Origin of the sequence: Streptomyces sp. PU-14G (assembly GCF_041028275.1) — a bacterium.
GTDB lineage: Bacteria > Actinomycetota > Actinomycetes > Streptomycetales > Streptomycetaceae > Streptomyces.
Genome location: NZ_JASKYT010000057.1, coordinates 1 through 22,905, shown reverse-complemented (window position 1 = coordinate 22,905; position 22,905 = coordinate 1). Strand labels below are relative to the sequence as shown.

22 protein-coding genes are annotated in these 22,905 nt (G+C 72.2%); 2 read left to right on the top strand and 20 right to left on the bottom strand.

Going from position 1 to position 22,905, the window contains the following annotated elements; genetic code table 11:
* Position 1 precedes the first annotated feature (1 nt).
* From AB8Z75_RS09900 to AB8Z75_RS09825, 16 genes are all read right to left on the bottom strand, one after another.
* A complete protein-coding gene (locus AB8Z75_RS09900; RefSeq protein ID WP_369201063.1) occupies positions 2-1,195 on the bottom strand; it encodes an acyl-CoA dehydrogenase family protein in 1,194 nt (397 codons plus the stop codon).
* Positions 1,192-2,934 carry a PEP-utilizing enzyme gene (locus AB8Z75_RS09895; RefSeq protein WP_369201062.1) on the bottom strand — a complete coding sequence of 581 codons (1,743 nt, stop codon included), beginning with the start codon at positions 2,932-2,934 and terminating at the stop codon, positions 1,192-1,194. The genes AB8Z75_RS09900 and AB8Z75_RS09895 overlap by 4 nt, the downstream gene beginning before the upstream one ends.
* A gap of 13 nt (positions 2,935-2,947) precedes the next feature.
* Entirely contained in the window at positions 2,948-4,156 is a 1,209-nt protein-coding gene (locus AB8Z75_RS09890) for an acyl-CoA dehydrogenase family protein (protein WP_369201061.1), read from the bottom strand.
* Positions 4,157-4,171: 15 nt separating this feature from the next.
* Positions 4,172-5,380 carry an acyl-CoA dehydrogenase family protein gene (locus AB8Z75_RS09885; protein WP_369201060.1) on the bottom strand — a complete coding sequence of 403 codons (1,209 nt, stop codon included), beginning with the start codon at positions 5,378-5,380 and terminating at the stop codon, positions 4,172-4,174.
* Between the two features lie 59 nt (positions 5,381-5,439).
* Complete coding sequence (locus AB8Z75_RS09880; protein WP_369201059.1) at positions 5,440-6,252, bottom strand: pyridoxamine 5'-phosphate oxidase family protein; 813 nt, start codon at positions 6,250-6,252, stop codon at positions 5,440-5,442.
* 94 nt (positions 6,253-6,346) lie between these two features.
* Positions 6,347-7,156 (bottom strand): class II aldolase/adducin family protein, encoded by an 810-nt coding sequence (locus AB8Z75_RS09875; protein ID WP_369201058.1) that lies wholly within the window; start codon positions 7,154-7,156, stop codon positions 6,347-6,349.
* The gene (locus AB8Z75_RS09870; protein ID WP_369201057.1) at positions 7,149-8,621 is read right to left on the bottom strand and encodes an FAD/NAD(P)-binding protein; all 1,473 of its coding nucleotides are present in this window, start codon (positions 8,619-8,621) and stop codon (positions 7,149-7,151) included. The genes AB8Z75_RS09875 and AB8Z75_RS09870 overlap by 8 nt, the downstream gene beginning before the upstream one ends.
* A 30-nt stretch (positions 8,622-8,651) precedes the next feature.
* Positions 8,652-9,230, bottom strand: a complete 579-nt coding sequence (locus tag AB8Z75_RS09865; RefSeq protein WP_369201056.1) for an SRPBCC family protein — start codon at positions 9,228-9,230, stop codon at positions 8,652-8,654.
* A 90-nt stretch (positions 9,231-9,320) separates the two neighbouring features.
* On the bottom strand, positions 9,321-10,025 hold the full coding sequence (locus AB8Z75_RS09860; protein ID WP_369201055.1) for a PIG-L deacetylase family protein: 705 nt from the start codon (positions 10,023-10,025) through the stop codon (positions 9,321-9,323).
* Between the two features lie 315 nt (positions 10,026-10,340).
* A complete protein-coding gene (locus tag AB8Z75_RS09855) occupies positions 10,341-11,435 on the bottom strand; it encodes a ParB N-terminal domain-containing protein (RefSeq protein ID WP_369201054.1) in 1,095 nt (364 codons plus the stop codon).
* A gap of 477 nt (positions 11,436-11,912) precedes the next feature.
* The gene (locus AB8Z75_RS09850; RefSeq protein ID WP_369201053.1) at positions 11,913-12,923 is read right to left on the bottom strand and encodes a winged helix-turn-helix domain-containing protein; all 1,011 of its coding nucleotides are present in this window, start codon (positions 12,921-12,923) and stop codon (positions 11,913-11,915) included.
* Between the two features lie 634 nt (positions 12,924-13,557).
* The gene (locus tag AB8Z75_RS09845) at positions 13,558-14,739 is read right to left on the bottom strand and encodes a selina-4(15),7(11)-diene synthase (RefSeq protein ID WP_369201052.1); all 1,182 of its coding nucleotides are present in this window, start codon (positions 14,737-14,739) and stop codon (positions 13,558-13,560) included.
* 427 nt (positions 14,740-15,166) lie between these two features.
* Positions 15,167-15,787: an ATP/GTP-binding protein gene (locus tag AB8Z75_RS09840; RefSeq protein ID WP_369201051.1), complete on the bottom strand. Its 621-nt coding sequence runs from the start codon at positions 15,785-15,787 to the stop codon at positions 15,167-15,169.
* Positions 15,768-16,118, bottom strand: coding sequence for a DUF742 domain-containing protein (locus AB8Z75_RS09835; protein ID WP_369201050.1), 351 nt, complete (start codon positions 16,116-16,118; stop codon positions 15,768-15,770). The genes AB8Z75_RS09840 and AB8Z75_RS09835 overlap by 20 nt, the downstream gene beginning before the upstream one ends.
* Positions 16,115-16,519: a roadblock/LC7 domain-containing protein gene (locus AB8Z75_RS09830; RefSeq protein WP_369201049.1), complete on the bottom strand. Its 405-nt coding sequence runs from the start codon at positions 16,517-16,519 to the stop codon at positions 16,115-16,117. Before AB8Z75_RS09830 ends, AB8Z75_RS09835 begins: the two co-directional genes overlap by 4 nt.
* Positions 16,520-16,522: 3 nt before the next feature.
* A complete protein-coding gene (locus AB8Z75_RS09825) occupies positions 16,523-18,016 on the bottom strand; it encodes an ATP-binding protein (RefSeq protein ID WP_369201048.1) in 1,494 nt (497 codons plus the stop codon).
* A gap of 40 nt (positions 18,017-18,056) precedes the next feature.
* Between AB8Z75_RS09825 and AB8Z75_RS09820 the strand changes: the two genes are divergently transcribed.
* Positions 18,057-18,188, top strand: a complete 132-nt coding sequence (locus AB8Z75_RS09820; protein WP_369201047.1) for a hypothetical protein — start codon at positions 18,057-18,059, stop codon at positions 18,186-18,188.
* Positions 18,189-18,509: 321 nt separating this feature from the next.
* On the opposite strand, the gene AB8Z75_RS09815 is transcribed toward AB8Z75_RS09820, so the two are convergent.
* From AB8Z75_RS09815 to AB8Z75_RS09805, 3 genes are all read right to left on the bottom strand, one after another.
* Positions 18,510-18,815 (bottom strand): hypothetical protein, encoded by a 306-nt coding sequence (locus AB8Z75_RS09815; protein WP_369201046.1) that lies wholly within the window; start codon positions 18,813-18,815, stop codon positions 18,510-18,512.
* Positions 18,816-18,877: 62 nt separating this feature from the next.
* A complete protein-coding gene (locus AB8Z75_RS09810; protein WP_369201045.1) occupies positions 18,878-20,536 on the bottom strand; it encodes a catalase in 1,659 nt (552 codons plus the stop codon).
* A gap of 169 nt (positions 20,537-20,705) precedes the next feature.
* Positions 20,706-21,323, bottom strand: a complete 618-nt coding sequence (locus AB8Z75_RS09805; protein ID WP_369201044.1) for a TetR/AcrR family transcriptional regulator — start codon at positions 21,321-21,323, stop codon at positions 20,706-20,708.
* A gap of 253 nt (positions 21,324-21,576) precedes the next feature.
* Between AB8Z75_RS09805 and AB8Z75_RS09800 the strand changes: the two genes are divergently transcribed.
* Positions 21,577-22,494, top strand: a complete 918-nt coding sequence (locus AB8Z75_RS09800; RefSeq protein WP_369201043.1) for a cyclase family protein — start codon at positions 21,577-21,579, stop codon at positions 22,492-22,494.
* Positions 22,495-22,674: 180 nt separating this feature from the next.
* Here AB8Z75_RS09800 and AB8Z75_RS09795 read toward each other — a convergent pair.
* Positions 22,675-22,905 (bottom strand): hypothetical protein (locus tag AB8Z75_RS09795; RefSeq protein ID WP_369201070.1); only part of this gene is annotated, 231 nt, incomplete at its 5' end.

Sequence of the window (22,905 nt, the reverse complement as noted above, 5' to 3'; positions counted from 1 at the left end):
CCTAGTGCACGATTCCGAGGGCGAGCGGGAACAGCGGCTGTCCGCCCAGAAGGAAGGCTCCCGCCGACTGGATGATCCGGTCCTGCGCCATGACGTGCTGGCACATGGTCTCCATGTCGCGCAGCCAGCGGTCCATCGGGGACGGCCGGCGAACTGAGGCGGTGGCCAGCAGGTCGTAGAGCCCGCGGACCACGGTGCGCGCACCGCGCATCGCCGCCAGGCGGGTCAGCATGGTGGCGACGCGCTCATCCGGGGTGAGGTCGTCCAGCGCGGCGCCCGAGGCCAGCCGGTCCCACCGGTGCCGCAGGCTGCCGTAGACGGCGTGCCGGGCGGACAGGAAGGTGGCCTCGCACTCGGCGAGCGCGTACTGGACACGGTGGTCGTCGGCCCGTGGCGCGCCGGCCGCCCCTGCGGCGCTCGCCCTGGCGGTCTCCCTCGCGTGGTCGAGCGCGGCGCGCGCCACGCCCAGTGCGACGGCGGGCATCTTCCGCATCAGCACGTCGGGGGCGGCCAGCGGTCCTGTGCGGGTGGGTTCGCCGAGGCTGAAGGTGTGTTCCTCGGGTACGAAGACGTCGTCGACGGTGAAGTCGGCGCTGCCGCTGCCGGCCAGCCCCGTGGCGTACCAGTTGTCGACGACGCCGACCTCGTGCGGGCGCACCATCATGATCCGCCAGTAGGGGCCGCCGCTCGTGGTGCGCTCGGCCTCGCCGTCGGTGTGCACGAACGCGCCGGCTGACACCCAGTCGGCGTGGGCGATGCCGCTGGCGAAGCTCCAGCGCCCGCTGAGCCGGTAGCCGCCGGGGACCCGGTCGGCACGGCCGACGGGCGGCAGCATGCCGGCGGCGATCACGTCCAGGCTGGGGAACATCTCGCGCACCGCCGTGTCCGTCAGGGCGTACAGCCCCGCGTCCATGCCGATCATGGCGCACCAGCCGGCCGAGGTGTCGCCGTAGCTGAGCGTTTCGATCACTTCGATCTGTTCGGTCGAGGTGAGGCCCGGGCCGCCGAGCGCACGGGGGAAGCCCATCCGGAACACGCCGGTCGCGCGCAGCGCTTCCACCAGGTGGGCGGAGAGGCCTCGGCGCTCCTCGGTCTCGGCCGCGTGTTCCCGCAGGACGGGGACGAGGGCCCTGGCGGCTGCGAGGATCTCCGGCGCCGAGTTGGGGGCGGGGGCGGCCGGTGCGGCCGTGCTCATGGCGTGCCGCCCGTCGTCTCACGGGCGGCCGGGTCCGCGGCCCGGTCGACGATCTCGACCACCCCGGTACCGCCGTGGACGCGGACGCGGTCGCCTGTGGCCAGCGTGCGGGTGCCGTCGCCGGTGCCCACCACGCAGGGCACACCGATCTCGCGGGCGACGACGGCGGCGTGGCTGAGCGGGCCGCCCACGTCGGCCACCAGCGCGGCGGAGAGGAAGAGCACCGAGGCCCAACTGGGGTCGGTCGTCTCGCAGACCAGCACCTCGCCGGGTTCGACGTCCGCGAACGCCGGATCGCGCACCACCCGTACGACGCCCTCGGCCACTCCCCCTCCGGCACCGATCCCCCGCACCTCGGCGGGCGCCTCGGCGGCCGGTTTCCCCGCGGCGTGCGGCGCCGCGTCCCGGCTGCCCCGCCCCGGCACGAGGCCGGGGTCCGCCTGCCGCGCCTGCCTCGCCCCGGGGTCGGGTTCCTCCCGCCGCGGCTCGGGACGGGGGTTTCCCCGCCAGTGTGCCGGGAGGGTGACGGCCTGGAACTCGGCACGCTGGGCGCACCGTACGGCGGCGAGGTCCGCGGCGTCGGCGGGCAGCGTGCCGGTGAGCTCGTCGACGGTGAAGCAGAAGACGTCCTCCGGGTCCTTCAGGACGCCCTGCTCCGCGAGGTGGGCGCCCATCCGCCGCGCCGCGCCGCGCGCCACGTCCAGTGCCTGGAGGAACGCCGCCTTGGCGACTCCCCGCAGCGGGATGCGGGAGACCGCCAGGTGGAGGACGAGCCGCGCGCCGGGGCGCTGCCGGGCAGGCAGTGAGGCCAGGAGTGCGCGTTCGGCCTCCCGGCGCGCGTGGGCCCGCCGGACGGCTGCCGCACCGGGATCGGCGTGGACGTCGAGGCCGGCGTACCGCTCGGCCAGGCGCAGGACGGGCGTCGGGTCCTCGCGCCACACCCGCGCGGACACCTCTCCCTCGTCGGGCCCGTGGTAGCCGTGCTCGGTCAGGAAACGCTCCAGGGTCAGGGTGCCGCGGCCCAGGGACCACAGGTCGCGGATCAGCTCCGTCTCGACGTGCGCGCCGTGGCCGCCGACCAGCGCGTCGGCCACCTGCGGTGGCAGGTCGGCGCGTGCGAGGAGTGCGGCCAGCCGGTCGTAGACGGTCTGCACGCCGATGAACAGCCCCGCGGCCTGGACGTGGAGCATCTCGTGGAACCGCACCTGCGCGGCGGCGAGAGCCTGCCGGGAGCCGGGCAGGTCGAGCGTCCCGAGGCGGGGCACCCACCGCTGCCACCAGCTCTTGACGGGTGCGGTGCGGCGCAGCACGTCGCGGCGGATGGTGGCCTGGGCCAGGGGCAGCTTCACGGCGACGGCCGGGAGGCGGCGCAGGGTGCTGCGTGCCGGGATGCCGGCGGGCAGGTCGCCGAGGAACTGCCGGGCGACGGCGTCGGGCGCGCTGCCCGGCAGGTTGGCACCCATGCGGCAGAAGAAGTTCACGTTCAGCGCGCCGCGGCCGTGGAAGACGGAGATGAGCCGGTCCTCCTCCCGTGCCGGTACGCGCACTTCACGGCGGGGCAGTGCGCCGACGCGCGCGTAACCGGCGCGGATGCCGGCCTCCACGCCGGGTGCGCACAGCGACCAGCTCAGGGGGGTGACGACGCCGGGGAACGCTTCGCCGACGTTGGTGGTGCTCCAGTAGGTGTCCGGCCCGGAGCGGGAATGCAGGGGGCCTTGGGGGGTATCGGCGAAAGGCATCCGAGCTCTTCTCCTAGTCGAGAATTCCGAGCACAAGAGGGTTGTGCGGGGTGCCGCCCAGCAGGTGGGCGCCCGCGGACTGGATGATCTGGTCCTGCGCCATGAAGTGCTGGCACATCGTCTCCAGGTCCCGCAGCCTGCGGTCGAGTACCGGGGGCAGGGGGTGGGAGGCGGTGGCCGTCAGCTCGCACAGCCGGCGGACGACGTCGCGGGCACCCCGGAAGGCGCGCACCCGGGCGAGCATGGTGTCCACCCGCTCCTCGGGGGTGAGGTCGGCCTGGGTGGCGTCGGGCTCCAGGCGGTTCCAGCGGTGTTCGAGGCTGCGGTAGACGCCGTACCGCGCGGCGGTCAGCTCCGCCGCGCACTCGGCGAGGACGGTGTGCACCCTGGTCTGTTCGCTCCAGGCCCGTCCGGTCCCGGGGCCGGCCAGGTGCCGGGCCGTCTCGCGTACGTGGTCGAGGGCGGCCCGGGCGGCACCGAGGGGGACGCCGGGCATCTTGCGCATCTGCAGGTCGGGGGTGGACAGCGGTCCTGTCCGGCTGCGGGGCGCGCGGAAGGTGAAGGAGCGCTCCTCGGGAACGAAGACGCCGTGGAGCTCGTAGTCCATGCTGCCCGATCCGGCCAGTCCTGTGGCGTGCCAGGTGTCGATCAGTTCGGCCTCGTCGGGGGGCACCAGCAGCACCCGCCAGTTCGGGTTGCCGTCCGCGTCGCGGTCCAGCTCACCGTCGGTGCAGGTGTGCGCCCCGGCGAACACCCAGTCGGCGTGGGCGATGCCGCTGCCGAAGCTCCAGTGGCCGCTCAGCCGGTATCCGCCCGGTACCCGTTCGGCCCGGCCCGCGGGGGCGAGCATGCCGGCGGTGCTCATGTCCAGCGAGGGGAACACCCGGCGGACGGCGGGGCGGGGCAGGTAGGTGGCGAACAGTCCGCTGTCCATGCCGACCATGGCGCACCAGCCGACCGAGGAGTCCCCGTACGCCAGCTCTTCGAGGACCCGGGTCTGCTGGGCGGCGGTGAGCGCGGGGCCGCGGAACTCGGCGGCGAATCCCATGCGGAACGCGCCGGTCGCACGCACCGCCTCCACGAGGTCGGCGGGCAGCCGCCGCGCCTCCTCGATCTGCGCCGCCCGTGCCCGCAGGGCGGGAACGAGCGCCCGGGCGGCGGAGAGGATGTCCTCGGCCGTGTTCGGCACGTCGGGCTGCGCCCCGGTCGTGGGCGTGGTCATCGTCGCGGCCTTCGGCTAGACGGTGACGCCGACGGCGAACGGGAAGTCGGGACGGCCACCGAGCAGGTGCGCGCCCGCCGACTGCACGATCACGTCCTGGGCCATCACGTGCTGGCACATGGTGGTCAGGTCACGCAGCCAGCGGTCCATGGGGGACGGTTTGTAGATCGAGGCCGTGGCCAGCAGGTCGTACAGGCGGCGGACGATGGACAGGGCACCGCGGAAGGCGCCCTGCGCGAGCAGCACCGTGGCGACCCGCTCGTCGGGGGTGAGCTCGTCGTAGGCGGTGCCGGACTCCAGCGCGCGCCACTTGTCCTCCACGCTGCCGTAGACGGCGTGCCGCATGGTGAGGAAGTCCATCTCGCACTCGCCGAGCGTGAACTGGACGCGGTAGTCGTCCGCCCACCGCCTGCCCGTCAGCCTGTTGACCTTCGTCCTGGCGACCTCCCGCACGTGGTCGAGCGCGGCGCGAGCGGCGCCGAGGGGGACGCCGGGCATCTTGCGCATGAGGGAGTCGGGGGCGGCCAGCGGTCCTGTGCGGCTGAGCGGTGTGCCGAAGCTGAAGGTGTGCTCCTCGGGCACGAAGACGTCCTCGACCGCGTAGTCGAGGCTGCCGCTGCCGGCCAGCCCCGTGGCGTGCCAGGTGTCGATCAGTGTGACCTCGCCTGGAGGCACCAGCAGCACCCGCCAGTTCGGGTTGCCGTCCGCGTCGCGGTCCAGCTCGCCGTCGGTGCAGGTGTGCGCCCCGGCGGAGATCCAGTCGGCGTGGGTGACGCCGCTGCCCAGGTTCCAGTGGCCGCTCAGCCGGTAGCCGCCCGGCACCCGTTCGGCCCGCCCGTTGGGGTTGATCAGTCCGCCGGTGCTCATGTCAGGGGTGGGAAACATCTCCCGGACCGTGGAGGGCCGCAGGTAGGCGCAGTACAGCCCGCTGTCCATGCCGATCATGCCGCACCAGCCGACGGACGTGTCCGCGTAGGCCAGCGCTTCGAGCACCGCGGTCTGCTCGGCCGAGGTGAGGTCGGGCCCGCCGAACTCGCGGGCGAATCCCATCCGGAAGACGCCCGCGCCGCGCAGCAGTTGCACCACGTCGGCGGGCAGCCTCCGGTTCTGCTCGATCTCCACCGAGCGCTCCCGCAGTTCGGGGGTGAGCGCCCGCACGGCGGCGAGAATGTCTTCGGCCGTGTTCGGCACAGAGTTTTCCTGCCGCATTTCCAGGGTGGTCATTTTCGCCGTCCTCGGTATGGCGTGAAAGGAAGGTGGGTGCGCGAGGGGAGTCGGGCGGGTCACGGAACGGACGAGGAGTACGCGAGGAACCGCCAGCGCAGCCACGTGGCGTTCTCGACCTGCACGACGCGTCGCACGGTGAAATGCACGGTCCGTTCGGATCCCGGCGCGGACCGGTCGTCCCAATCGACGTGGCATTCCCCGGTCACCTGCAAAGTATGGCCTTTTTCCCAGTCCACGAACAGCAATCCGCAGCGGGGGTCGAGTTCGAGGTTGCCGAACGTCATGTAGAAGGAGTTGCCCCGGTAGTCGGGCCAGCGCAGGCTCCGCTCGCCGGTGACGGTGACGAAACCGGGCCTGCCGCCGCGGTGGCTGGCGTCGGCTCCGTGCTCGGGCGAGTGGCTGGCGACGAAGAAGGTGTCCGCCTCCCCGATCCACCGCTGCTGCCGCGCCGTGAGGCGCGTCGAACCGGACGCGACGGGGCCGCTGTGGGCGCGCCGCACCCCGTCGGGGAGCGGCCGGCGCTGCTGGACGTACTTCGCGCAGTTGCGCAGCACCTGTTCGGTACGCATCACCAGGCGGTGTCCTTCCCGGTGTACGGGCCCGTTGGCCCGCAGGCGACGGGCGCGCAGCGGGTCGAGGGCGAGCAGGCCGCCCGGCCGCGCCGCCTCGAAGGCGTACCGCAGGGGGTCGCCGTCGGCGGGGAGGGCGGCGAGGGCGAGGGTGGTCTCGTCGAGCGGCAGGGCGAACCCGCTGGGGCCGGTCAGCAGGGTCGCCCACACGGCACCTTCGTCGTCCACGGACCCGAGCACGACCATGCGGCTCCCGGAGAGGAACTCGGCGTGCGGGGCGGGGATGTGCGGCCCGAACATCGGTGAGCCGTGCCGTGGGCCTCCCTCCCCCACCCGGCGCTGTACCGCCTGTTCTCCCCGGTGCGTGAGGGGCGCCCGCGCCCCCCTCCCGTGGTCACTCATCGAGGAGGTCCGGCTGTTCGCGGGTGATCTCGTCCCAGAGCAGCTGGAAGCTGAACCAGGCCAGCTGGCTGTCGCCGAACCCCTCGCGGGCGAGTTGCGCCTGGTGGGCGGTCATCGGCCTGGGGGCGCCCGCGGCGGCGGCGAGCAACTGGACCCGGGCACAGCTTTCGAAGGTGAAGAACCAGTGCACGGCCTCTTCGAGCGAGCCGCCGACGGTGATCAACCCGTGGTGGCGCAGCAGAACGGCGGTCCTGTCACCGAGTCGCGTGGCGATGTCGCGCCCCTGTTCGACGCTGATGGCGGGCCCGTCGTAGTCGTCGTAGAGCACCTGGTTGTCGTGGAAGGCCGCGGACTCCTGGTCGAGCGGCTCCAGCAGCCGCCCCAGCGCTCCCAACGCCCGGCTGTACGCGGTGTGGCCGTGCGCGACGCCGTCGGCGCCGGGGCAGAGCCGGTGGATCTGCGCGTGGAGGGCGAACGCGCTCGGGTTGACCGGGTGCCTGCCGGCCCGCACCACGCCGTCGGCGTCCACGCTGATCAGGTCGGCCACCCGCACGTGCCGGAAGGAGACGCCGAACGGGTTCACCCAGAAGACGTCGGGCTCCTCCGGGTCGCGGACGGAGATGTGGCCTGAGATGCCCTCGCCGAAGCCGTACTTGCCGAACAGCCGGACGGCGGCGGCGAGCCGCTGCTTGCGGTGGCGCCGCTCCTCGTCGACCGACGCGTGCACCGGTGGGCCGGGGATCGGCAGCCCTGTGGGGGTGTCCGCGAGGTGGGCGGGCAGGGTGGAAGTGTGGTCAGACACGGCTTTCCTCTCTGGCGCGCGAGCGCCGGGTGGTGAGGATGTCGGTGACGATGTCGTGGCACCGGTCCACCAGGGACGGGATGCCGAAGGTGAAGAAGAAGGTCCCGCCCGCGATGTCCCCGATCGCGTAGATCCCCGGGTTGGCGGCCCCTGAGCCGACGAGCCGGCTGGTGGCCGTCTCGACGCACAGGCCGCCGTCGGGGTGCGGCATGGCCAGCCGCTCGGCGTAGAGCGCGTTCACCAGCCGCCGGGCCGGGAGCGGGATGCGGTGCGCCGGCGCGCTCACCCCGTTGACGACGTGCCGAGCCACCAGTCGAGCGCTCTGGGCCGTGACATGGAATCCGCCCCCGGCGAGGGGGGCCACCGCGCGCACGCCGCCGAGAATCCGCAGGCGGCCGGAGTCCAGGAGCCCGAGAAGGGTCTGGGCGCTGCTCGCCGGCATGGGGCAGCACAGGCTCATCAGGGTGCGGTGGTGACGGCCGAGAATGTCCTGTCTGACCTGCTCGGACAGCAGTGGCCACAGGTCGGGGCCGCACACGTGCACGGCCTGCTGCAGCACCCGCAGTCCGATGCGTTCGCAGTCGACGTCGCCGAGTTGGCGGCGCAGCCGTGCCGGCGGCGCCTCCTGCCCGGTGCGCAGGATCTCCTGCCACACGTCGTCCGGGTCGGCTCCCGCCTCGGTCAACTCGCCGCGCAGCAACGCGATGACGTCCGCGAGGGAGACGTGTCGGCCCCGCCCGGCCATCGCGTGCAACCGTGCCGGGACGAAGTACCGGAGCCGGTGGTGGATGGGGCGCTGCCGCACGGCGGGCAGCACCCCGTGCCGGGACAGCAGGGTGACCGGCCCGCGGTGTCCGCGCGCGGCGAGGCCGAGCACGACGTCCACCGCGGTCAGGCCCGTACCGATGACGGCGACCTCGTCGTCCGCGCCGAACGCGTGCAAGGTGGCGGCCAGCGGGTAGGGGTCGGCGACGAAGTGCGGCCGGCCGGCGAGCCCGTAGTGGTCGCGTGGGCGGCCTCCCCCGACGGCGAGCACCACGTGGTCGAACGGCGCGTGCGGCCCGCCCGCGGTGTGCAGGACGAGACGGCCGGCGGCGCGCAACGCCCCGTCCACCGCCTCGGGCACGAGAGTGACCTGCCACCCGCGGGCCCTGAGCCGGCCGATCCCCTGGCGCGCCGTCTCCTCCAGATAGTCGCCGTACACCGTGCGGGACGCGAACGAGGTGGTGACACCCCGGCGTGCCAGCCACCGTTCGTAGTGCCCGTCGTCCCCCTGCCGCACGGACATGTCCTCCGCGGGCGAGTTGACCAGCACGGCCGCGGTGTCGTGCTGGTAGGCCCGCCCGCGCCACAGCTGCGGCGCCGGATCGAAGACCGTCACCTGGCCGCCCGGACGACCGGACCGCGCCAGCGCGTCGAGGACGCACACCGCTGAGGCGCCCCCGCCGACGATGCCGATTCTCACCTCGTACTCCCCCCGTTGCGCGGTCGCTGGTCAGGCGCGCTGTTCGGCTACGTCCTTCACCCGCGCCAGGGTCGCCTCCATCGAGTGCTGGAGGTGCTGCCTGCGGTTGCGTACGTGGTCCGCGCGGCCCGTCTCGTCGACCTCCTGGAGGAGGGCGCGGTAGAAGGGCCCGACGAGACGCATGACGTGGCGCTGCGTCAGGCGGCACCCCCCGGTGCCCGGGTCCTGTTCGACGGCGAACGACCACGTCATGTCGCCCGGTTGCGAACCGCCGAGCCAGCGTGAGTCGGGGCCGGGCTCTCCGGCACAGAACCTGAGGACGGTGAAGCCGAACGCGCGTCCCTCGTCGGCCTCGATGACCTCCGACTCGCTGGTCCACACCGCCTCCCCCTCCCTGTTGAAGCCGTGGAAGCGGGCGCCGACCCGGCCAGGAGCGCCCTCGACCCACCTCCCGCCGAAGCACTCGGGGGACCACTCGCCCATGCGCGTGATGTCGCTGACCATGCGGTAGACCGTCTGGGCCGGTGCGTCGATCGCGACCGACGCCGTGAGTTCCCAGGAGGTCGCGAAGACGCCCTCTGTTTCTGTCGAACCGGTCGTGGTGCTCATCTCTGCCCTCTCCGCTCGGGATTCCCGAACTGCGTGTGATTGCCGGACCATGGGTGTTCTCCGGGCCGCCGGTGCCTTGCTGCCGGCTTCTCAGAGCATTTCGAAGCCGACGCCGGGGCGGCCTGCGAACCTGGAGGCCACGTCCATGGCGAACTTCCGCAGCATCGCCTCGGCCTCGTCGGCGGAGGTGCCCAGCGTCTCGAGATACGCGCGGTGGGCCAGCAGGGAGCGCAGGCCGGCGTCGAACCACTCCTCGATGTCGACCGCGTGGGTGTTGGCGGGCGAGCCGAGCAGGGCCGTGTACCGCACGCCTGACCACGGCTCTGCTGCCGGCTCGCGGAAGACCCAGCGGTTCGCCGCGTCGCGGACCGCGTCGATGGCGGCCTGCCCGACAGCGCGGTGGTCGGCCATGTTGAGCATGCCGTTCCCGCTCATCTCCCGGTGGCTGCCGATGACGACCAGTTCGGGCCGGTGCCTGCGGATGGCCGAGGCGATGTCGCGCCGCAGTCCGAGACCGTACTCGATCATTCCATCGGGATGGTCGAGGAATTCCACGTCGTGGACCCCGACTTCTGCCGCAGCTGCCGTCTGCTCCGCCATGCGCAGAGCCGCGCATTCCTCCGGGGGCATCGTGTCGAGACCGGCCTCACCGCGGCTGGCCACCACGTAGACGACCTTCTTTCCCTGCGCCGTCCACCGCGCGAAGGGTGCCGCTCCCGGATATTCGACGTCGTCCGGGTGGGCGATCACCACCAATGCGGAATTCCAGTCCTCTGGAAACTCGATAAGGCTCATGCGGAATTTTTTAGCACAGGCGGTGATGCGCGGCCACTGTTCTCCGTTCGCCGCATTCCTGACACACCGCCAACCCGCGGCGCGGGCGGTTCGGGGAAATGCGGGCACCGTCCAGGACTGCCCCGCAAAAGCGCACACAGGCGCCAACGCGTGCGGAAAGCGAGCACGGGCGCAACGCGTGCGGAAAGCGAGCACGGGCGCAACGCGTACGGAAAGCGAGCACAGGCGTAAACGCGTGCGGAAAGAACCCGGCACCACGCGGGGGCGCGGGAGCGCGCCGGGTCGACTGGGGAATTTCCCCAGTCGACCCGTTCCTCAGTTCCCGGCTGTCGCGCGGGGGTCGGCCCGCCGCTCCACCTCGTCGGAGAACTGCTGCCACAGGCACGCGCTCTGCCGCGCCAGTCCCGCGATCAGTCCGAGGTGGTGGGCGGGCATCCGGCTGGCGAGCGCGGCCACCTCTTCGGCCGTGCGCGGCCCGGCGCTCAACCACCGCAGCAGCGCGCGCCCGCACTCGGTAAGGCGGAGCGAAGGATCGGCGCACAGCCGCTGGATGTCCGCCGCACGGTCCGGCACGGGGGCGGCAGCCGTCGGGAGGTACTGTCGCGGCGCGTCGTGCGGTGCCACGGACGGCGGCCGTGGCCGGGACGGGGCTTGCGGCCTGGCCCCCGGCGTCACGTGCTCACCGGGGTCGTGCACGTCCCAGCCCGGGCGCGCGGCCGGCAGCGGGTCCTCGCCCTGGCGCAGCCGTCTGCGCACCTCCTTGACCGTGGTGGGCGAGACACCGGCCGCCCGGCCGATCTCCTCGGACGTCGCGTGCGGGTCCTGTTCGAGCAGCTCGCTCGCCCGCAGCCTTCTCTCGCCGCTGTTGACAGGGCGCGTACGGCCGTCCCGCCCGACGCGCCCGGCCGGCTGCGCCTCGCCGCCGTGACGCCGGCGGATTGCACCCACCGTCTTGTGCGCGAGCCCCGTGGCGTCCGCGATCATCCGATCGGACCACTGAGGGTGAGAGGTGACGATGCGGAGGGCGGCGGCCTTGCGGTCGGCGAGCGTGAGCGGCAGCCCGTGCGCGATGTTGGATCTGACGGCCAGGACGAAGGCGGCGGCCTCGTCTCCGTCGAAGAAGCGCACGGGGACGGTCGCGTCCCCCCTCAGCTCGGCCGCCCGCAGGCGGTGCATCCCGTCGATCACCCGCATCGTGGCCCGGTGCACCAGGAGGGGCGGCAGGGTCGCCTCCGTCTCGGCGAGGGCCCGCGTGTGTGCCGCGTCCTCCCCGCCCGCGCGCGGGGAGTCGGCGGGACACAGGGCGGCCACCGGCACGTCGACCGTGCTCTCGCCGTCGCGCGGCGTGTGCGGCCACTGGCCGCCGCCCGGTTCGTCCGGCCGGCGCTCGACGCTGGTTCGGCAGTCCATGTTCCTCAGCCTCCGTTCCTACGCGGTACGGGCGGAGAGAGGGGCGTTGCGGGCGCGGTGGCCCGGCGCCGCCGCCACCTCCCGCCGGGCACGGATACCGGACAGCGAGACGGCGAGAGGGGGAGAGACGAGGTGCTGACCGGACGGGACCCCCTGGCGTACCGAACGCCTCCCGCCGGCGGGCTGGAAGAAGCCCATTCATTTCCTCCCGTGTAATTGTGCGATTTCTGCCTGCGCGACAGAATTCTTGCCCCACTGGCATGTTTTCGCACAACGCCTATCGCCCGGAAGTCCGGACGCCGCGTTTCGCCCCTGGTCGAAATGAGGCAGCGGAATTGCCAGGCGACGATTTTCCCAGTGGTGCCGGCAAACGCTCTGTCATCTGCCGCCACACCGCTCACGCCACTCGGACGTCAGCACGAGCGGATAGCGCCAAGCTCACCTTTCGCTCGTTGTTTCCCGTCGGCGATCCCGCGCTCACGCGACCCGCCCGGCGGCGCCGCCCCTCAGGCTCTGGTCCAGGAGCTGCGCCCCGACAGCTGTCAGGGAGTGGTGCGCTGCGCGATGCCGGCGCAGCGTGGCGATCAGTCCGGCCGCCCGCAGCGTGGTGGCATGCTCGCTGGCCGCCGCGAGGGAGATGTCGAGCCTCCGGGCCAGTTCGGTCGTGGTGCAGCCGGCAGCGATCGCCTCGAGGGCCGCCGCGCGTGTGCGCCCCATCAGGGACGCGAGGGGACGGGCCGAGGGTGCCTGCACCGGCGTGCGGCGGGCCACCGCGGCCCACCCCCTCTCGTGCCGGACGGGATGGACCAGCACGGGCGCGAGACCGGGGTCACGCAGGCAGATGGGCTTGCCCGAGCAGAAGAAGGAGGGCACCAGTACCAGACCGCGGCCCTCCAGGCGCAGGTCCCGGTCGCACTGTCCGTAGGAGAGCGTGAGGACCGCGCCGTCCCAGCGCGCCGTGGGGTGCAGCGTCCCGAGCAGGTGCCCCAACCCGTGGTCGAGCAGCTTGTGGGCGCGCATCGCGCGGTCCGCCTCGACGCGGCGGCGGATCTCGGGCCAGAAGGGGGCGACGGCCACGGCGTGGTAGTCCCGCAGCGTCCTGCCGAGGTGCCGCAGTGCGTCGTCCCGGCCCTCGCCCACCGCCCGCTGCCAGGGCGTCGGGCGCTTCCCTGCCGTCAGGGTGGCGAGTTCGGCCCGCAGCCGGACGCGCGGCGTACCCAGTACCGTCCTGATGCCGGCCTCCAGGTCTGCGGTCCCCGCGGGGGTCAGGAAGTCGACGGAGTAGCCCCGCGGCGGCGCCAGCTCGTACAGCAGTGCCGTGTCACTGCCGACCTGCCCGCGCACTTTCGCCCGCCACTGTCGGAAGACGTCCGGACGGTCGTCGCGTTGCAGGATGTGCAGGCTCAGCAGGATCTCCCACAGGGGGTCAGGGCCGCCGGCGATGCGCGTGCGCGCGAGGTCGTCGTTCGTGAAGTGAATGCGCAGCATCGATCGATCCCCCGTTGTCTCCCGTGTCCCGCGCCCCGTCGGACAGCGCATACTCGCCCTCTTGCTGTCCCCGTTTCGCACCGCGCGGACACGACGTTCACTCCGAAGCGCCGCGTGTACGACCCCGGGCCACACACGCGGCGCCATGCCGCGTGCACGCTGCCAAGCCAACCGCCGTCCGCGGCGCCTGGGCACCTGACAGACGACAGGGAACCGCGCCGTCGACCGTGGGGGATCGCACGGGTCGCCCGCGATGCCGGGAGCGCGGCGAAACGCAGCGCAAGGAGCGGAGTCGGCCCGCTGCGCTGAGCGTCCGCGGCGAGTCGCCGGTACGCCTCCAGGGCCCAGGCGCCGGCGGATGGATCGGACAGGACAGCAGACGGTAGGCGAGCGCGACGCCCCCGGCCCGGTGGCCGGGGGCGAAGGCGCGCGGAGGAGCGGCTACCGCGCTGGGGCGGTCACACCACCGCCGTCGCGGCAGCACCCGCGTCGGCAACCGGTCCAGCAGTCTCGGCGTCACGGCGCGCGGCAGTGCGGCCTTCAGGGGGTGCCCAGCCCTCGGCCATGGCCGCGGCCCGGCCGGCCCTCACCCGCGCGTACGCGGCGATCCGCTCCCCGTGGAAGGCCGGCCGCATCAGCCCGCGGTGCGGGCGGTGAACTGCGAGGGCGTGGACGGCAGGGGGTCGCCGACCAGCACCCGCGCTCCGACGTCGCCGCCCGCCGGCTGCCTGTGGCGCGGGGCGGGCGGGGCGGCGGGGACCGGCCCGTCTGGGACGACGTCCCACCACCAGGAGACGGCCGGGATGTCGAGAGGTTCGGTGCTGTCGTCCGTGGGTGTGTCACGGAACGTGGTGGGCAGGTCGGCGGGGTCCTCCGGGGTGGTGTACCGGCGCGAGGAGATGCCCCAGTCCTGCGCGGCCCGGATGAAGGAGGTGAGGCTTTCCAGGTACTGGCGCAGTTGGGGGCTGCCGGAGGCGGCGAGGTGGGCGCTGAGCCTCAGGAACAGGCACATGACGCGGTCGCGTTGGGCGACGGCGGTCTCCAGGGCTTCCGCGGGGCCCATCGCGTGGTGGTGTTCCAGCACGCGCAGCACGTTGAGGTAGTACTGCGAGCCGCGGGACTCCTTGTGGTACGAGAAGAGGTCGTTGTCCCAGGTGATGATGAAGTAGGCCATCTCGGCGGCGGCCCGCACGGCCGTGCTGTCCCTCTCGTGCGGCTGGAGTTCGTAGCCGTAGCCCATCTCCAGCAGCGGCATCACGACGGACGTGGCACCGTCGTAGAGCCGCATGAGGGTGTAGTCGTTGAGGTCGGGGATGGTGCCCTTGCTGCGGTGCGAGGCCTCCCACACCACGGACAGGAAGTACTCCCGCAGTGCGTCGACCCAGCGGGCGACCTGTCCCGGTGTCGCGTGCAGGTTCATGCGGTACCGCAGGTCCCGCAGCCCGGCGGCCAGGGAGTCGTCGGTGAGCATCGCGGCTTCCGGGTTCTGGGCTACGCGCAGGAGCCGGGAGAGTTCGGGGACGAGTTCCCTGGGGTCGGCGCCGAGTTCGCCCTCTTCGCAGTGGCCGTCGTCGACGCCGAAGAGCCACAGAACGAAGTCGGCGAGGAGCGAGATGACCTCTTCGTCGCCGTCCGGGAGGATGCGGGCGGCGAAGGTGCCTATGTCGTGGCCGATGAGCTTCTCGCGGAGTTCACGCGAGCCGATGTCGAAGCTCTTCGCCCAGGCGGCGGTCTGTTGGTCGATCCGCTCGTGCCGGGGGTGTATCGCGGGGGAAATGGGAGAATAGACGGGCGGGACCAGTACCCCGTGCTCCACTATCGATCACCTCAGTCACTCCTGCGGCCGTGCCGCTTTCTTGCCCGAACACTCCAGAGGGTCCGCCGACGGCGCGCCGGAGTTCCGGACACGACGCCGCGCGCGGCAAGCCCCATGCCGAGGCCCGCCCCCCCGGAGGGGGCGGGCCGACACGTGGCACGGAGCAGATGACGCGGCGTAACCCTCTTTGCTCATGTGTATCCATTGCCACAAGCAACCATTCACGCCACAGGGGACTCAGTAGAACGTGCTTGGCATATTTCTCATGGGTGCAGGGGCGATTCCACCTCAGACGGAGTGAAGACGGGCGTTACGCCACGGGAGGGCGCACGGACGCGCACCCGTGGCGAGCGGGAGCGCCGGGTGCGGGCCGCAGGGACGGCACCTGCGTCTCCCGCCGCCCGTCCGAGGAGCGGGGGGTGCGGGGTCACGTCGCCGCCGAAGTCGTGGCGAGGGAGTGCAGGTACTGCATCAGCGCCAGGAGGACACCCTTGCTGGACTCCCGGCTCCGGGCGTCGCATACCATGAGCGGCACCTCGTCGGTCAGGTCCAGCGCCTCGCGCAACTCCCCGTCGGTGTAGGACGGTGCCTCGTCGAACGCGTTGACGGCCACCACGAAGGGCGTCTGCGACTCCTCCAGGCGGCCGAGCACGTCGAAGCTGGCCTCCAGCCGCCGGGTGTCCACGATCACCACGGCCCCCAGCGCCCCGTCGAACAGTCCGTTCCACAGGAACCAGAAGCGCTGCTGCCCGGGCGTGCCGAACAGGTACAGGACCAACTCGTCGTTGAGGCTGATGCGGCCGAAGTCCATGGCGACGGTCGTCATCGACTTGCGCTCGACGCCGGCGAGGTCGTCGACGCCGGTGCTGGCCTGCGTCATCGTCTCCTCGGTCGTCAGCGGCCTGATCTCGCTCACGGAGCGCACCAGGGTCGTCTTGCCGACGCCGAATCCGCCCACGATGACGATCTTGACCGCGGAGGTGGCCGACGCCGGCAGCGCGTCCTCGCTCCGAGGCCCCGCTGCCGTCTCAGAGGTTCTGGAGGCCATGGATCACCGCCTTGATGATGTCGATGTCGGGAAGGGCAGGGGCGGGCGCCCTGGCTTCCACACGTTCTTCGGCCAAGAGGTCGGCGAGCAGCACGCTGACGATGCTCACCGGGAGTTTCAGGTGTGCCGAGATCTCCACGACACTCAGCGGGGACGCGCACAGCCGCAGGATCGACTCGTGCTCAGGCTGCATGCCGATCTGCGGTGGTGTGCGGGAGACGATTAACGTGACCAGGTCGAGGCCGGTCTCGTCGAAGCCGCTGCGTCCGCCCGTCAGGACGTACAACCGCTCCGGACCGCCCTCGTCCCACTCCTCGCCCACCTGCGTCATCGCGCCGGCCGGTCGCCACGCGGGGGGCTGGTGAGGTGGGCGCCGATCCGCGTGACAAGGCCGCGCATGTGCTGCCCGACGAGGCCCATGTCGACGCCCTCGTCGACCAGGACGACCAGGTGCGCCCCCTCCCCCGCCGCCATCAGGTGCAGGAAGCCGCCGTCCAGTTCGATGACGACCATGCGCATGCTGCCGTTGCTGTGCGGAAACTCCTCGGCAGCCGCTCTGGCCAGGCTCTGCAGGCCTGCTCCGATCGCCGCCAGCCGGTCGGAGGTGTCCTTGTCCAGCGGACACTGCGCCATGCACAAACCGTCCGACGACAGAAGGACGACATGGCGGGTCTGCGGGATGCTCTCCGCCAAGTCCTTGAGCATCCAGTCCATGTCGGGCTGCCGAACCATCGATCACTCACCTTCATCCGACGACTTGTCGCTGTGTTCCTGGGCGGCAGTCGTTGCCGATCGCTTGCCTGACAGGCCCTCCTGGAAGGCGCCCATCCACATCCCGGGGGCGGGCTCGCCAGACGTCGCCTCCTCCTCCCGCTCGCTCTCCTCCACCGCGGGAGCGCCGGCCCTCGTGCGGGCAGCGGTGGGCCGGCCGCCTCGGCGGCTGCGCCGTTGCGGCAGCCCACTGGCGGTGCGCTCGGCGACCTGCGGCGTCTCCTCGTCCATCAGCTCCTGCTCCCCGCGGCCGGAGGTCGACGTTGTGTCCTTCCTGGCCGGCGGCACGGACGCCACCGGCCGGTTCGCCGGGCGCTGGCCGGATGCGGCGCCGATGCCGTGGGCGCGCCCACTCGCGGGCGCCGTGGTGATCAGTTCGTGGGGGACGACGAGCACGGCGCGCACGCCCCCGTAGGCGGACGGTGCCAGCGACACCTGGAAGTCGTACTCCTGCGCCAGACGCCCCACCACGGTCAGGCCGAGGCGCGGGGCCTCGCCGAGGTCGTTGAGGTCGATGCCCTCACGCGCGGTCTCGAGCATGTGCTCGGCACGCGTGCGGGCCTCCTCGCTCAGTCCGAACCCGCCGTCCTCGATCTCGACGGCTATGCCCGCGTGCACCTCGCCCGCCGTCAGGTGGACGCGGGTCTGCGGCGGCGAGTAGCAGGTGGCGTTGTCCAGCAGCTCGGCCAGCGCGTGGATCAGCGGCTCCACCGCGCGTCCCATGACGGCGACCTCGGCGACCGAGTGCAGCGAGACCCGCTGGTAGTCGGCGATCCGCGACATGGCGCCCCGCAGCACGCTGTAGAGCGGCACGGGCTGGCTCCACTGCCGGCCCGGCCTGGCACCGCCGAGTACCGCGATGGTGTCGGCGAGCCGGCTGATCAGGGCGTTGCTGTGGTCCAGGCGCAGCAGGTCGGCGAAGAACTCGCGGCTCTGGCCGTGCCGCTCCTCCATCTCCCGCAGGTCGGTCGCCTGGCGGTGCACGATGGCCTGGACGCGGCGGGCGATGTTGACCACGCCGCGCTGCGCGGAGTCGCGCAGCGACTCCTCGGCCCGCACCGCCTCGACCACCGAGCGCACCAACTCGTGGTGTGCCGCCTCGAACTCGGCCCCGAGGCCGGTAGCGGGCCCCGCGGACGCGGCCGAGCGCACCACGTTCTCGGCGAACTCGCCCCGGCGCAGCGCCTCCACCGCTTCGGGCAGCCGCTCCTTGGCCAACCGCACGGTCGCGGCCTCCTGCTCGTGCAGGTGCCGCTGGAGGGTCGCCTGGTGCTCCGCGTACTGGCTCCGCAGCGCCTCCAGCGCCCGCCCTCTGCGGGACAGTTCGGCGGTGGTGAGCGCGACGGCGGCGGTCCCGACGGCCCCGCACCAGATGACCGCGGAGCGCGCGTCGCCGGGGACCTGGGTGGCCGCGACGGCCGTGGCGACGGCCATGGCGAGCGCGGGGAGCCACCACATCCAGGGCGGCGCGGACCGTTGTCCTCCGGGCGACGAACCCGTGCGCATCATCAGCGTCCTCAAATCGTTCGACGGACTGGGCAAAGAGGCGATGTGGGCAGCAGCGAGTGCACCTCCGGTCGCCGACGGGCTCGCCCCACCGTTTTTGGGACCCGCGCAGAACTGGACGTGACCGGAGACCCGGTGACGCACCGTCATGCCGAGTCGCAGGCAGCATAACCGGAATGGATCACCGCCGGACAAGCGAGGTCCGTTCGCGGTGTGCGGCCCGCCGCACCCGGCGCGGCGGGCACGCCTTCACGCCACCGCGCGGTCCCCGTGCCGCCACCGGCTCACGGCCCCACCGCGCGCGCCCGCCTCACGCGCCCCCCTGCTCATGCCCCGCCTTACGCGCCCCCCTTAGCTCATGCCCCGCCTCATGCCCCGCCTCATGTGCCGTCGTCGCGGCACCCGCCCGCGGCGATGCCCATCCGGTCGACCGCGGGCGGGCCGGTCAGGGCCGGGGGTTGGTGCGGTGCCAGCGCGGACGTGCCTCACCGCCGCGGCGGCCTGCGACGGACGCGCAGCGGGGGCACACCCGCTGGACGCGGTCCGCCGCTCCTCCGGAGTCGGGAAGGATGTCGGGCCACGCGACGTGCGCGAACCGTGTCAGCCTCGACCGGCTGAGCGAGAGGCCGCACACGGTCTGGTTCAGGCCCTGTTCCCAGGCGTGCACCTCGCCTCCGGGCAGTCGGCGGCCGTCCTCGTCGTCCACCCACTGCCCCGACGCGGCGACCGCGTACCGCTTCGTCGCTGCCATACCTGCTCGTGCTCCCTCCCGACGTGGCCGGCCCGGTGCGCGTGTACCCCTCCTCGAACGCGTCAGCGGGTGACGACGTGCCGCTCATCCGGAACGCAGTGGGTCATGGTGAGGCCGGTGACGTCCCGCGCCGGGTTGCTGCCCAGGTGGGCCAGTCGCTCACGGTCCTCCTCCGTCAGGTCTTGGCCGACCAGCGGCTCCAGGTGGGAGACGTCGTGCGGGCCGATCCCCAGCCCCTCGCCGACGCGGAGGCCGAGTTCGTTCTCGACGAGCAGGAAGTGCCACACCATCCGTTCTTGGACCGTGCGGTCGGCCTGGGAGATCAGGTCGACGAAGTTCTTCACCAGGTCGTCGCGCTCCCAGTCCTCCAGCAGGCGGTACCGCTGTCCCGCCTGAAGGTAGTCGTTGGTGCGCGGAATGCGTTTGCGGGTGACGCGGCCCTGGATCTGCGGCCCTTCGTCGTCGGAGGTCGGATACTGGCTCTCGCGCAGTCCGCCCATGACCGACGGTTCGTAGTTGACCTCGGGATTCCCCGCGTGCGGATCCTGCTCGTACGCCATCATCCCGTCGCGCTGGTTGGTGTGCACGGTGGCGTTCTTGGCGCGGTTGACCGGAAGCTGGAGATAGTTCGGGCCGACACGGTAGCGCTGCGTGTCGCTGTAGGAGAAGGTCCGCCCCACGAGCATCTTGTCGTCGGAGAAGTCCAGGCCGTCGACGAGGACACCGGTTCCGAAGGAGATCTGCTCGTTCTCGGCGAAATAGTCCTCGACGGTGCGGTCGAGAACCATGCGGCCCACCGGCTTGGGCGGGAAGTCCTGCTCGGGCCAGGTCTTCGTGTCGTCCAGGGGGTCGAAGTCCAGCTCCGGATGGTCGTGGTCGTCCATCATCTGGACGAGCAGTTCCCACTCGGGGTGGTCGCCGCGGCGAATCGCCTCGTACAGATCCTTCGTCGCGTGCCCCAGTTCTGAGGCCTGGACGGCCGCCGCGTCGTCCTCGGTCATGCTGCGCACACCCTGTTTGGGCATCCAGTGGTATTTGACCAGGACGGTCTTCCCCTCGCCGTTCACCCATTTGTAGGTGTTGACGCCGAATCCCTGCATGTGCCGGTAGTCGGCGGGGATACCGCGCGGACTGAAGAGGTTGACGAGCATGTGCATCGATTCGGGGGTCTGGGACATGAAGTCGAAGATCCGGGCCGGCTTCTGCTCGTGCGAGACGGGGTCGGGCTTGAGCGCGTGGATGACGTCGGGAAACTTGATGGCGTCCCGGATGAAGAAGACACCCAGGTTGTTTCCCACGAGGTCCCAGTTGCCTTCCTCGGTGTAGAACTTCACCGCGAAACCGCGCGGGTCGCGGGTCGCCTCCGAGGAATCCCGGCCGCCGATCACGGTGGAGAACCGCACGGCCACATCGGTGCGCTTGCCGCGCTCCTGGAAGAGCTTCGCGCGGGTGTAGCGGCTGACGGGCTCCTCGCCCCAGCCGCCGTAACTCTCGAAATACCCGTAGGCGGTCGCGCCGCGGGCGTGCACCACCCGCTCGGGAATGCGTTCCCTGTCGAAGTGGCTGATCTTTTCCAGGAACTGGTAGTTCTCCAGCGTGGCAGGGCCGCGCGCGCCGACCGTCCGCTGGTTCTGGTTGTCGTAGACCTTGTGGCCCTGCCGGTTGGTGAGCACCGGGCGGTCGTCATCGGGTGCGGATCCCTGGCTGGCTACGTCTGTCACTGCTCTTGGGTCCCTTCAGCACACAAAGGCGCTCGGTCCGCGCCGCGGAGGAGAACTCGGGTGGACAGGGGTACCCGTTCGGGCGGCGGTGCCACAGACCTCACCGCATTGGCGCACTCGTTCGGCCCACGCGCTCCGAGAGGCCCGTCGGCGGGGAAGCCGACAGCGCTCAGGGGGCTTCGGCGGGCCGGACGGCCGAAAAGCCCGCGTCCAGAACGCGGCAGGTCTCCTCCAAGAGCCGTTCCCGCTCGGCTTCACCGCTGTCCCCCGTACGCATCGTCACGGTGAGCGCGGCGACGGCGGTGACGGCGCCGAGGCGCACGACATGGGAGTCCTCCGGCAGGCCGAGACGCGCGGCGATGCCCGCTTCGACGGCGCGGACGACCTTGCGGGTGAGCTGCGTGGCCTGCGCGGCCACGCCCGGGCTGTGGGCCATGACCTCGCGCACGACGGTGGCGCGGCTGCCGGGCTCGGGGGCGAAGGCGGTGGTCGTCATGGCCCACAGCGCGGCCCGTACGGCGCTTTCCGCCCTGGGTCTGTCCACGATGAGGCCGACGAGGTACGCGTCGTCGGAGGCGTCCCAGGCGAGGAAGGCCTCGTCCTTGGTCGCGAAGTGGTTGAAGAACGTGCGGCGGGAGACTCCGGCGTCGGCGCAGATGTCGTCGATGGTGACCTGGTCTCTGCCGCGCCGGCCGGCCAGCTTGGTCGCCGAGTCCCGCAGGCGGGCGGTGGTCGCCCGCTTCCTGTACTCGCGCTGGCTCGGCGCCTGTCGTCGCGATGCGCTCACGCTTCCGTCCCGTCGGAGTCGCCCAGCAGGGTTTTTGCACTCATTGCACTGTCCAGAGTACCCTCCACCGGAGAGTGCAATGAGTGCACTCCAGACGCCCTGGTGGGTGCAGTCAGTGCATCGTTCGTGGTGGAACGGCCGGGCCCGGTCCCTCACCGGGAGTTTGGGCTTCGCCCGGGACCGGCCGCGCCGCCCCGGACTCGGGGCGCCACTCGGGGCCGGTGCCGCCGACCCCCGAAGAGAAGGGCACAACATGACCGAATACGCGTTCAAGGAAGCCGGCCGCGAGCTGTCCAACTGGGGACGCTGGGGCGAAGAGGACGAGCTGGGTACCCTCAACTTCGTGACCCCGAAGACGGTCAAGCAGGCCGTCGAGGCCGTGCGGACCGGCCGACGGTACGAGTTGAGCATCCCGGTGGGCTCCACAGGACCGCAGACCGGCTGGATGCGGCGGATCAACCCCGTCCACACCATGACGGTCACCCCGCACGACTTCACCGCGCCTGAGGGGCTCGTCATCAGCGACGACTTCATCTCCATGCCCCTCCAGTCCGGGACCCAGCTCGACGGCCTCACCCACGTCGGATACGACGGCTCCTTCTACAACGGGGTGCCGGTCGAGACGGTCGCCCCGGCCCGCGGAGCGACCCGCAACGCCATCGACGCCACACTCCCCGGCTTCGCCGGGCGCGGGGTCCTCCTCGATGTCGCAGGACTCGACGGCGGGGAATGGCTGGAGGCCGGCCGCGCCGTCACCGTGGCCGACCTGGAGCGCGCCGAGGAAACCTGCGGCACCCGGCTCAGGAGCGGTGACGCCCTGCTCGTGCGCACCGGCTGGATGCGCAAAGGGCTGGCCCAGGGCTGGGACGGCTGGCTGGACGCCGAGCCGGGACTCGCCCCGGAGTGCGCTTCGTGGATCCACGAGCGCGAACTGGCGATGGTGGCGGCCGACAACTGGGGGGTCGAGGTCCAGCCCGCCACCGACGGTCTCGTGCCGCTGCACGCCATCCTGATCAGGGACATGGGCATGATGCTCGGCGAGATCTGGAACTTCGAGGAGCTCGCCGCGGCCTGCCGCACCGACGACACCTGGGACTTCTTCCTCACGGCCACCGCCTTGCGCGTCACCGGCGGTGTCGGCTCCCCCGTCAGCCCGGTCGCGATCCGCTGAAGTACGCGGAGCCGGGCGCGGCGCCCGYGGCGGGGCTGCCCGGTGGCGGGGGGCGGCGGCCGGGGCCCGGGCACGGGCCGACCACGGCCGGCGCGCACGGGCGCCCGCGGTCCGCCTCCTCGGCCGGACCCTGCCGCCGATCCCTGCCACCCCCCCCCGCCACCGGGCCGGTGGCCGCTGTCAGGACCCGTCCGCCGCCACCCCGCGGGCCACGCCGACATCGTGCGGGAACTCGTCGACGGCGCCACCGGGATGCGGGACGGGAACGACAACATGCCGCCGGCTGACCGGGCCTGGTGGGAGAAGCACCGTCACCGTCTGGAGCAGGTGGCCCGCGGGGTGGCGGCGGACGGGTCCTGACAGCGGCCACCGGGCAGCCCCGCCACGGGCGCCGCGCCCGGCTCCGCGTAC

Coding starts and splice junctions, on each gene's coding strand:
- AB8Z75_RS09900 (WP_369201063.1), bottom strand. CDS start 1,195: ATGAGCACGGCCGCACCGGCCGCCCCCGCCCCCAACTCGGCGCCGGAG.
- AB8Z75_RS09895 (WP_369201062.1), bottom strand. CDS start 2,934: ATGCCTTTCGCCGATACCCCCCAAGGCCCCCTGCATTCCCGCTCCGGG.
- AB8Z75_RS09890 (WP_369201061.1), bottom strand. CDS start 4,156: ATGACCACGCCCACGACCGGGGCGCAGCCCGACGTGCCGAACACGGCC.
- AB8Z75_RS09885 (WP_369201060.1), bottom strand. CDS start 5,380: ATGACCACCCTGGAAATGCGGCAGGAAAACTCTGTGCCGAACACGGCC.
- AB8Z75_RS09880 (WP_369201059.1), bottom strand. CDS start 6,252: ATGTTCGGGCCGCACATCCCCGCCCCGCACGCCGAGTTCCTCTCCGGG.
- AB8Z75_RS09865 (WP_369201056.1), bottom strand. CDS start 9,230: ATGAGCACCACGACCGGTTCGACAGAAACAGAGGGCGTCTTCGCGACC.
- AB8Z75_RS09860 (WP_369201055.1), bottom strand. CDS start 10,025: ATGAGCCTTATCGAGTTTCCAGAGGACTGGAATTCCGCATTGGTGGTG.
- AB8Z75_RS09855 (WP_369201054.1), bottom strand. CDS start 11,435: ATGGACTGCCGAACCAGCGTCGAGCGCCGGCCGGACGAACCGGGCGGC.
- AB8Z75_RS09850 (WP_369201053.1), bottom strand. CDS start 12,923: ATGCTGCGCATTCACTTCACGAACGACGACCTCGCGCGCACGCGCATC.
- AB8Z75_RS09840 (WP_369201051.1), bottom strand. CDS start 15,787: ATGGCCTCCAGAACCTCTGAGACGGCAGCGGGGCCTCGGAGCGAGGAC.
- AB8Z75_RS09835 (WP_369201050.1), bottom strand. CDS start 16,118: ATGACGCAGGTGGGCGAGGAGTGGGACGAGGGCGGTCCGGAGCGGTTG.
- AB8Z75_RS09830 (WP_369201049.1), bottom strand. CDS start 16,519: ATGGTTCGGCAGCCCGACATGGACTGGATGCTCAAGGACTTGGCGGAG.
- AB8Z75_RS09825 (WP_369201048.1), bottom strand. CDS start 18,016: ATGTGGTGGCTCCCCGCGCTCGCCATGGCCGTCGCCACGGCCGTCGCG.
- AB8Z75_RS09815 (WP_369201046.1), bottom strand. CDS start 18,815: ATGGCAGCGACGAAGCGGTACGCGGTCGCCGCGTCGGGGCAGTGGGTG.
- AB8Z75_RS09800 (WP_369201043.1), top strand. CDS start 21,577: ATGACCGAATACGCGTTCAAGGAAGCCGGCCGCGAGCTGTCCAACTGG.